Origin of the sequence: Nostoc sp. FACHB-190 (assembly GCF_014696905.1) — a bacterium.
Classification (GTDB): Bacteria; Cyanobacteriota; Cyanobacteriia; order Cyanobacteriales; family Nostocaceae; genus Nostoc_B.
Genome location: NZ_JACJQW010000009.1, coordinates 217692 through 225450, shown reverse-complemented (window position 1 = coordinate 225450; position 7759 = coordinate 217692). Strand labels below are relative to the sequence as shown.

Sequence of the window (7759 nt, the reverse complement as noted above, 5' to 3'; positions counted from 1 at the left end):
ATAAACATAAAGAACCGTGGGACGCATGGTCTTAAAGCTCAATTAATGTCTTCCTAGAAGAGTCATTGAGAAGCCCACACTCACCCGAAGGGGAGTGTGTGGAGTACGTCACTTCTACTTTCTACTCCCACTGACAATTGAGAGCTACAACATCATCACCGCTTGTAAGTGTGAATAAAATCAGTAAACCGTTCCATGAGTTCGGGGTTGCGCCAACCTGCTTCTGTTTCTTCTCGCATTACTGATAAAGCTTCCTCTGGCGTAAAGGCTCTTTTGTAAGGTCTTTCGCTAGTTAAAGCATCATAAATATCAATCAATTGAAATACTTGGGCGAGGAAAGGAATTTCATGACCTTTGAGTCCATCAGGATAACCCGAACCATTCCAACGCTCATGATGATGGCGAATAATCGGAATTACACCCTGCATACTACGCAGGGGTTGACAAATTCTTTCCCCAATTAAAACATGCTGCTGCATCATTTCCCAATCTTCTAAGGTGAGTTGCTCATTCTTGAGTAGCACTGCATCGGGAATGCCAACTTTACCTATATCGTGAAGATAACCACCCCACATCAAATCCCGCAGTTGAGAACGAGAAAGATTTAAGTATTCACCAAAAGCTTGTCCTAGCTTGACGAGGCGTTCACAGTGATCTCCGGTATTGGGGTCTCGGCTTTCAATGGCTCTCGCAATGGAAAATAAGACTTGTTCAGCATGGTCTAAATCTTCGTTTAACCGCTTTTGTCTAACTAAAGACTTCACACGGGCTGCTAATTCCACCCTGTCAAAAGGTTTGGTGAGGAAATCATCAGCGCCCACTTCAATACCACGAATGCGCGATCGCCGATCATTTAATGCTGTAATAAATATGACTGGAATCAGCCTTGTATGTTCGTCTTGTTTGAGTAATTGACATACCTCAAACCCATCCATACCGGGCATCATCACATCTAGTAAAACTAAATCAGGTTGTTTATGTGTTACTAACATTACAGCAGCCGCACCACTGTCTGCTTCAATTACTTCATAACCTTCCATTGCCAACAAAGCCGCAGCTGTCATTCGACTTGCAGCATGGTCGTCAACTACTAAAATTTTTGGTGCTTCAGTATCAAAGAAGCAATTCACTTTGGAGCCTTTGGCTTGTAGATTTCTAGATAATAATGAATTGTAGCCAGAATTAATCTCAGAGTTGCTCCAAGAAGACTCGGTTTGTCCCTGTTCAATCATTACTTCTTGCTGGGATAAGTTTAGTGGATATTCCCCTAAATCTCGCCATTCTAGCTCAGGATTTGCATTTTCCGTATGTAATTTTTTTTTGGTATTTGTTCCACTATGACTTTGTTGATTAGAGTTGGTGGAATTAGCACTCCAGTAAATCACGAAAGCACCCCATTTTTCTTAAATTAACAGTTTCCGTCTACAAAAATAAAATTTAGCTTTGCTACCTTACTCCTATTGGGATTTTGACAAGCTTGTGTACCGATTTTGAATCTGCTTGTTTTTATCATGTTAAGGATATTTTCTTTATAAAAATATAATTTTACTAAGGGAAATTTGCCATAAACATCCTAAGTACTCATTCTAGTATCATAAATTCATACAGATATTAAATCAGGTTTTTTACGGAGATTTTTTCAGATTTCAGTACAGCTACAGTCATGATGTTTTGCTGTTATAATTTGTCTGAAAAATTCTATTTTTATTTTGATTTTTTAGGAAAATTTCAAAAAAAGATGTACTTCTTGCGAGAATTTTTTGATAATCATCATATTCAATAAATAGTTGGCTCTGAGGTTAACTGACGTAACCCATACATGGAAAAATAGAACAATTTTAAAAGCATCGCGTATGAAAGACTGTAGATTTCAACATCTAAGAATTAGCAACGCAGTGTTTCAGGAATTTCAGGTTTGATGAAACACTAGCTGGCAGTAAAACGTCCATATATATATTTTTAGTTGTTGTCTCGCCTAATGGGTATGATTTGAATTAGGAATATATTAGGACTTATGCACTGTACAAAATAACTATTTTGTGCATAACGAAAATATGTCGTTCTAGAAACTGGGATAATTGTGCTGGAGCAAGTGCAATCACTGACTTATGGTAAATCATCAAATCTCAAGACCAGAAAGTTCCCAAGCATATTGTATTATCGCTGTCAGTGCTTAAGTTCTAGGAGTCGGCTGTTTGGTTTTTCATGAACCAACGTTTGCGCCAACGGGAAGTAGGTTCTAATGAACAAGCTTGTTGTTCTTGTTGTCGCCGCATAATAATGACATCGGCAGAATCACTCAATTTTGGATCGCGGTAAGGAATTGCAGCACGAGTTAACAAATGTTCTTGTTCTTCTAGAGAAAGAGGCGGCAGTAAGTTGCTCAAATACTGATTATGAGGATATACCGCCACTGTACCAGGCGATCGCCTGCCGACTGGTGGCGTAGAACCTATGTTTAAACCCGCTAATTTCATGGCTGTCCGTACAGATGCCGCACAAGAATAAGTTGCCAGCCAGCCATTTTTATGTAAACACACTGCAACTTGCTGCATAAATTCTACAGTCCATAGTTGAGGACACTGAGGCGGTGAAAAGGGGTCTAAAAAAATAGCATCTGCATAAAACTCTGCTTGATTAACTGCTTGAATTGAAATTCTCGCATCACCAATGAGTAACTTTGCTTGCAGGCGTTCTGTGTTAACTTGTCCCTCAAAAGCTAGTTGGGTCAAAATTGGTGTATATTCATAATCCCACTGCTCAAATAAATGATTGGCGATCGCAGCTTGCGGTACAGCCGGATTCAGTTCTAAACCAATTAATTCCACATAACAACTAGGATTTACTCTCCAGATTGTCTGTAAAGCTGCCGCAGTGTTGTATCCTAGACCATAACAAACATCTAATAACCGCACAACTGGTTTTTGCGCTGCTTGAGCCAGTTGAGTTGGTTCAACAAACTTAAAATAACTTTCTTGTTTTGCACCAAAATGACTGTGAAATGATTCGTTAAACTCTGAGGAGAAAAAAGTAAACGAACCATCTGCTGTTGCTTGTGGTATGAAATTCTCAAATTCTACCATTCGACTTTTCCACTTTATTTGATAGTCAATAGTTCAAAAATGTTGATTATTTATAATTACATCACTATCCATTATTATTAATAAGTTGTAACACTTATTTTCGCACTATTATAAATTCTTGCAAAGGATTCGTATTTGATTTGGAGAAAAATATAGGACACAAAAAAATGCCCTTGCCTATTCCCCATTCCCAACTCCCCACTCCCAACCTTTACAAATAATTTCAACAATAAAATCGAGTTCTTATATTTATGCTTAATACTCAAATTTTTGTTTCTCCAGATTGGCTGCTTAATCATCCCAATGATCCACAAATTATCATTGTTGATTGTCGTTTTTCTTTAGCTGATCCAGAATTGGGATGCAAACAATATCAAACCAGTCATATTCCAGGATCATATTATTTAGATTTAAATCAGGATCTTTCCAGCCCTGTAGGTAAACACGGTGGGAGACATCCTTTACCTGATACTAATAATTTAGCGAAGAAGTTATCAGCAATGGGAATTAATTCCCAAGAAACTTTGGTAGTCGCTTATGATGACTCTCGCTTGGCTTTTGCTTCTCGTTTGTGGTGGTTACTGCGTTATCTCGGACATGAACAAGTAGTAGTCATGGATGGAGGTTATGCTGCATGGCAAAAAGCTGGATACCCCATTACAGATGTGATTCCAGAACCCCAGACAGGTAATTTCATTCCACAAATTCAAACCGAATTGGTAGTAGATGTAGAAGTTGTGAAAAGCCGTAAAGACTTACCAGAAGTTATTTTAGTTGATTCTAGAGAAGGCGATCGCTATCGTGGTGAACGAGAACCCATTGATAAAATAGCTGGACATATTCCTGGCGCAGTTAACTATCCTTGGCAAGAAGTTACAGACTCATCTGGTTATCTACTTTCCCAACTACAGCAGCGTCAAAGATGGGAAAATATTTCTACAGCCCAAGAAATTTTAGTCTACTGTGGTTCCGGTGTCACAGCTTGCGTGAATTTGCTTTCTTTAGAATTAGCAGGCATTCACACAGGGAAATTGTATGCAGGTAGCTGGAGTGATTGGATTAGTTATATGTAGAATTTTCTGAAAAAGTTATTTGATGAGGGTAGGGAACAGGGAATAGTTTTGGATTCCCATATTAAAATTCACCAATTCTCAAATTGTAATAAACACTTAAAAACCAGTTGTCAAAATTAATATTTCTATCTGTAGAATCCCCAAAGCTAAAACCACTTTGTACATTTAAATTACTAGAGTTTGATACTCGGTAAATTACATGGCCAAACAAGCGGTGATAATTGTCGTTGCGTTGTCGTTGTGTAAAATCAGCAAGGGTTAATTGATAGTTAATTCCAACTTGTAGCGGCTCTTGTAAAGCATAACTCAGAGATAACCAGAAATTATTAATTAGCCGACTACGGTTATTAGGTTCCGAAAAATTGGCACTAAACTCGTAAAAGCTATCTAGGTTTAATCTAGAATTAATAGGATCTCTTCTGCCTAAAGATACCCTGACTGAATTTTCATCTAAAAAGCGATCGCCTGCTTGAAACCTGCCAACGCTCTTAGCATAAAAAAACTGTTGGTTATTAAAATCTAATTCGGCATACATCCGAGGTGAGAGTTGTTGATAAATCCCAACATTAAAATTGATTTGATTATAGTTAAACCTTGATTGATCAATGTAGCGAATTAAATTTCCATTGATTGAACCATTAATATAAGTTTTAGCACCTAAAGGAAAATAAGCTGAAGCCAGACTCAGACCATAAAAGATTAAGCCATCTTCTCTAGGGAAAAACTCAGAAGCAAAGATGTTATTTGTCTGAAAGTAACCAACATTAGCTTGTAGGGAACCTATTGGTTTAAACTTGGCTACAGGTGGTTTTGTTTGTGGTACAGGTCTTGGTCTTACCCTTAACTCCAGTTCCCGAAGACTATTAGCATTAGATGTTGGCTGTTGTTGGGGTAAAGGTCTTTGTCTAACTCTTAGTTCTAATTCTCGCAGATTATCTGTTTGGGGTTTGGGTTTTTGCCTTAGTTGCAAAATTCTTCTGAGTCTCTCTAACTGCTCAGTTCTATTGACTGTGGGTTTATTTAACAGTTCTTCGATAATCGTGGGTGAGGACTGGGGAAACTCTCTAGGCTGTGCTTCTAGCTGTGGTGGTTCATTGGATAGTGGCGGATTGCTAGGTGGAGTTGGACTTTGAGGTAAGGATTCAGTATCAGGTTTTGTTTCAGGGTTAGATTGAGATATAAGGATATTTGCTGCTGAATTAAAATTTAGTAGTGGCGATCGCTCTAAATCAAAATTACTTGCCTGAAACTGGCTACTCTGGTAAAACTGATAACCTGGCTGGCTATCTGTAGCATATTTTATGTTTGCTTTGTGTTGCTCACCAGAGTTTTTTGAGTTACCAGCCAATACTACATCTACCCCCATACAACACTTATTGCCACTAATCACAGCTAATAAAGTTGCAAATAACAGTTTTGTCCAGCCCTGGGATTGCATTAACATTTATATTTTATAGACAACAGAATTCACCATTCAGTCTGATTATCAAAAGACAACGATTATTACCTTTTCAAAATTAATTATTTGATTTTAATATTTTTTGATAATTTTTATTACCTTGATTTATAACAAAATTTCGCTAAAATTTTCAATGAATACAAAAAAATTTAGTGATAAAACTCACAAACCAATAAGTAAATCTAATATCTCAAAATCTATCTTCAGTTGGTGTGGTCTCAGGTAATTTATCCAGCATTCAAGCGATGTCTTTGAAATTTGTTGCCTTATTGATAATGAGTGTGTGGGGAGTGAACATGATGCCTTTGTCGGCGATCGCGTCTACTCCTCTGACTCGCGCCGAGATTCAAAATCTGCGAAATTTAGTACAATTACTGCCGCAGAATCATAAAAAGCGCCCAGCACGTAAATTAGATCCAATAACTCCTGGTGATGGTTTGTCAACAGGTAGAGCATCTTTGGCTGATTTACGTTTTAACGATGGTTCCCTAGCAAGGGTTGGAGAAAGAGCAGTATTTCAATTCCTACCCAAAACTAGAAATTTTCGGCTGTCCAACGGGACAGTACTGTTACTGATTCCACCAGGAAAAGGACAGACACGCATACAAACACCAAGCGCGGCCGCTGCTATTCGTGGTTCAGCATTATTTGTCCGCTACGACAAACAAACAGACACCACAATTGTTGGGGCGCTGACAAATAGCGGTATCGAAGTATTTAATCAAGCAGCCTCTCAAAATCAGGTGTTAGCAGCAGGACAACTGATGGTCATCGTGAAGGGTGAATTTCGGGGCTTATATGATTTTGATCTGAAAACTTTTTATGAAACCAGTGATTTAGTAGAAGGATTAGATTTAACCAAGCAAAATAGTACAGCTAACCCTGACCCAGCGATCGCTAGTGTTCAATCTGAAATTATCGCAGCATTAGCAACACAAATGCCTCTAGTCGGTCAAGGAGTCATTGAAAATCCATCTTTTATGGAGTTATCTGGTAATAACTCTTCTAACTCATCTGACCAAAATCAGGAGTCAGATAATTCTTCAGTAGATTCTTTTGTCAATACTGGAGAAGTAATATCAGACACTACGCGCAATACCAGCAACAATGAAATAAGTCTGCCAAGTAATATTGATAATCCTGGTAATCCCGGCGGCAATACTGGTGGCAACACTGGTGGCAATACTGGTGGCAACACTGGCGGCAATACTGGTGGCAACACTGGCGGCAATACTGGTGGCAACACTGGTGGCAATACTGGCGGTAACACTGGCGGCAACACTGGTGGCAATACTGGTGGCAACACTGGTGGTAACACTGGCGGTAACACTGGCGGTAACACTGGGGATGATCACAGTGGTAATCACAGTGGCAACCCTGGTGATGATCACAGTGGTAATCCAGGTGGTAATCACAGTGGCAACCCTGGTGATGATCACAGTGGTAATCCAGGTGGTAATCACAGTGGTAACCCTGGTGATGATCACAGTGGTAATCCAGGTGGTAATCACAGTGGTAATCCAGGTGGTAATCACAGTGGCAACCCTGGTGATGATCACAGTGGTAATCCAAGCGGAAACCCAGGTGGCAACCCAGGTGGCAACCCAGGTGGCAACCCAGGTGGCAACCCAGGTGGCAACCCAGGTGGCAACCCAGGTGGTAATCCAGGTGGCAACCCAGGCGGTAATCCAGGCGGTAATCCAGGTGGCAACCCAGGTGGCAACCCAGGTGGTAATCCAAGCGGAAACCCAGGTGGCAACCCAGGTGGCAACCCAGGTGGCAACCCAGGTGGCAATCCAGGCGGCAACCCAGGTGGCAACCCAGGTGGCAATCCAGGTGGCAATCCAGGCGGTAATCCCGGCGGTAATCCAGGTGGCAACCCAGGCGGAAACCCAGGCGGTAATCCAGGGGGTAATCCCGGTGGCAACCCAGGCGGTAATCCCGGCAACCCAGGTGGCAACCCAGGCGGTAATCCCGGCAACCCCGATGGAAACCCAGGTGGTAATCCCGGCGGTGATGATACTGGTGGTGGTCATTCTGGAGGGAGACCACTAGAAGGAGATTTCCCCCCACCTTAAACCTTTGAATGGTTATAAATAATACAAGTTCGCGCAGGGTTAAGACGATCGCTTTGGAAAGGTTTT

The 7759-nt window shown here is 40.5% G+C and carries 5 protein-coding genes; 2 read left to right on the top strand and 3 right to left on the bottom strand.

Going from position 1 to position 7759, the window contains the following annotated elements:
- Positions 1-155: 155 nt before the first annotated feature.
- Both H6G28_RS13465 and H6G28_RS13460 read right to left on the bottom strand, forming a co-directional pair.
- On the bottom strand, positions 156-1385 hold the full coding sequence (locus H6G28_RS13465) for an HD domain-containing phosphohydrolase (protein ID WP_190671311.1): 1230 nt from the start codon (positions 1383-1385) through the stop codon (positions 156-158).
- Between the two features lie 795 nt (positions 1386-2180).
- Positions 2181-3083 (bottom strand): tRNA (5-methylaminomethyl-2-thiouridine)(34)-methyltransferase MnmD, encoded by a 903-nt coding sequence (locus tag H6G28_RS13460; RefSeq protein WP_190671309.1) that lies wholly within the window; start codon positions 3081-3083, stop codon positions 2181-2183.
- Positions 3084-3334: 251 nt separating this feature from the next.
- Between H6G28_RS13460 and H6G28_RS13455 the strand changes: the two genes are divergently transcribed.
- Entirely contained in the window at positions 3335-4156 is an 822-nt protein-coding gene (locus H6G28_RS13455) for a sulfurtransferase (RefSeq protein WP_190671307.1), read from the top strand.
- A 61-nt stretch (positions 4157-4217) separates the two neighbouring features.
- Here H6G28_RS13455 and H6G28_RS13450 read toward each other — a convergent pair whose 3' ends face one another.
- Positions 4218-5594 carry a hypothetical protein gene (locus tag H6G28_RS13450; RefSeq protein ID WP_313949912.1) on the bottom strand — a complete coding sequence of 459 codons (1377 nt, stop codon included), beginning with the start codon at positions 5592-5594 and terminating at the stop codon, positions 4218-4220.
- Between the two features lie 266 nt (positions 5595-5860).
- On the opposite strand from H6G28_RS13450, the gene H6G28_RS13445 reads away from it, so the two are divergent.
- Positions 5861-7693, top strand: coding sequence for a FecR domain-containing protein (locus H6G28_RS13445; RefSeq protein WP_190671303.1), 1833 nt, complete (start codon positions 5861-5863; stop codon positions 7691-7693).
- Positions 7694-7759 lie beyond the last annotated feature (66 nt).

Bases quoted from the DNA above. Each gene is read 5' to 3' on its own strand.
- H6G28_RS13455 (WP_190671307.1), top strand. From the start codon at position 3,335: ATGCTTAATACTCAAATTTTTGTTTCTCCAGATTGGCTGCTTAATCAT.
- H6G28_RS13460 (WP_190671309.1), bottom strand. From the start codon at position 3,083: ATGGTAGAATTTGAGAATTTCATACCACAAGCAACAGCAGATGGTTCG.
- H6G28_RS13450 (WP_313949912.1), bottom strand. From the start codon at position 5,594: ATGCAATCCCAGGGCTGGACAAAACTGTTATTTGCAACTTTATTAGCT.
- H6G28_RS13445 (WP_190671303.1), top strand. From the start codon at position 5,861: ATGTCTTTGAAATTTGTTGCCTTATTGATAATGAGTGTGTGGGGAGTG.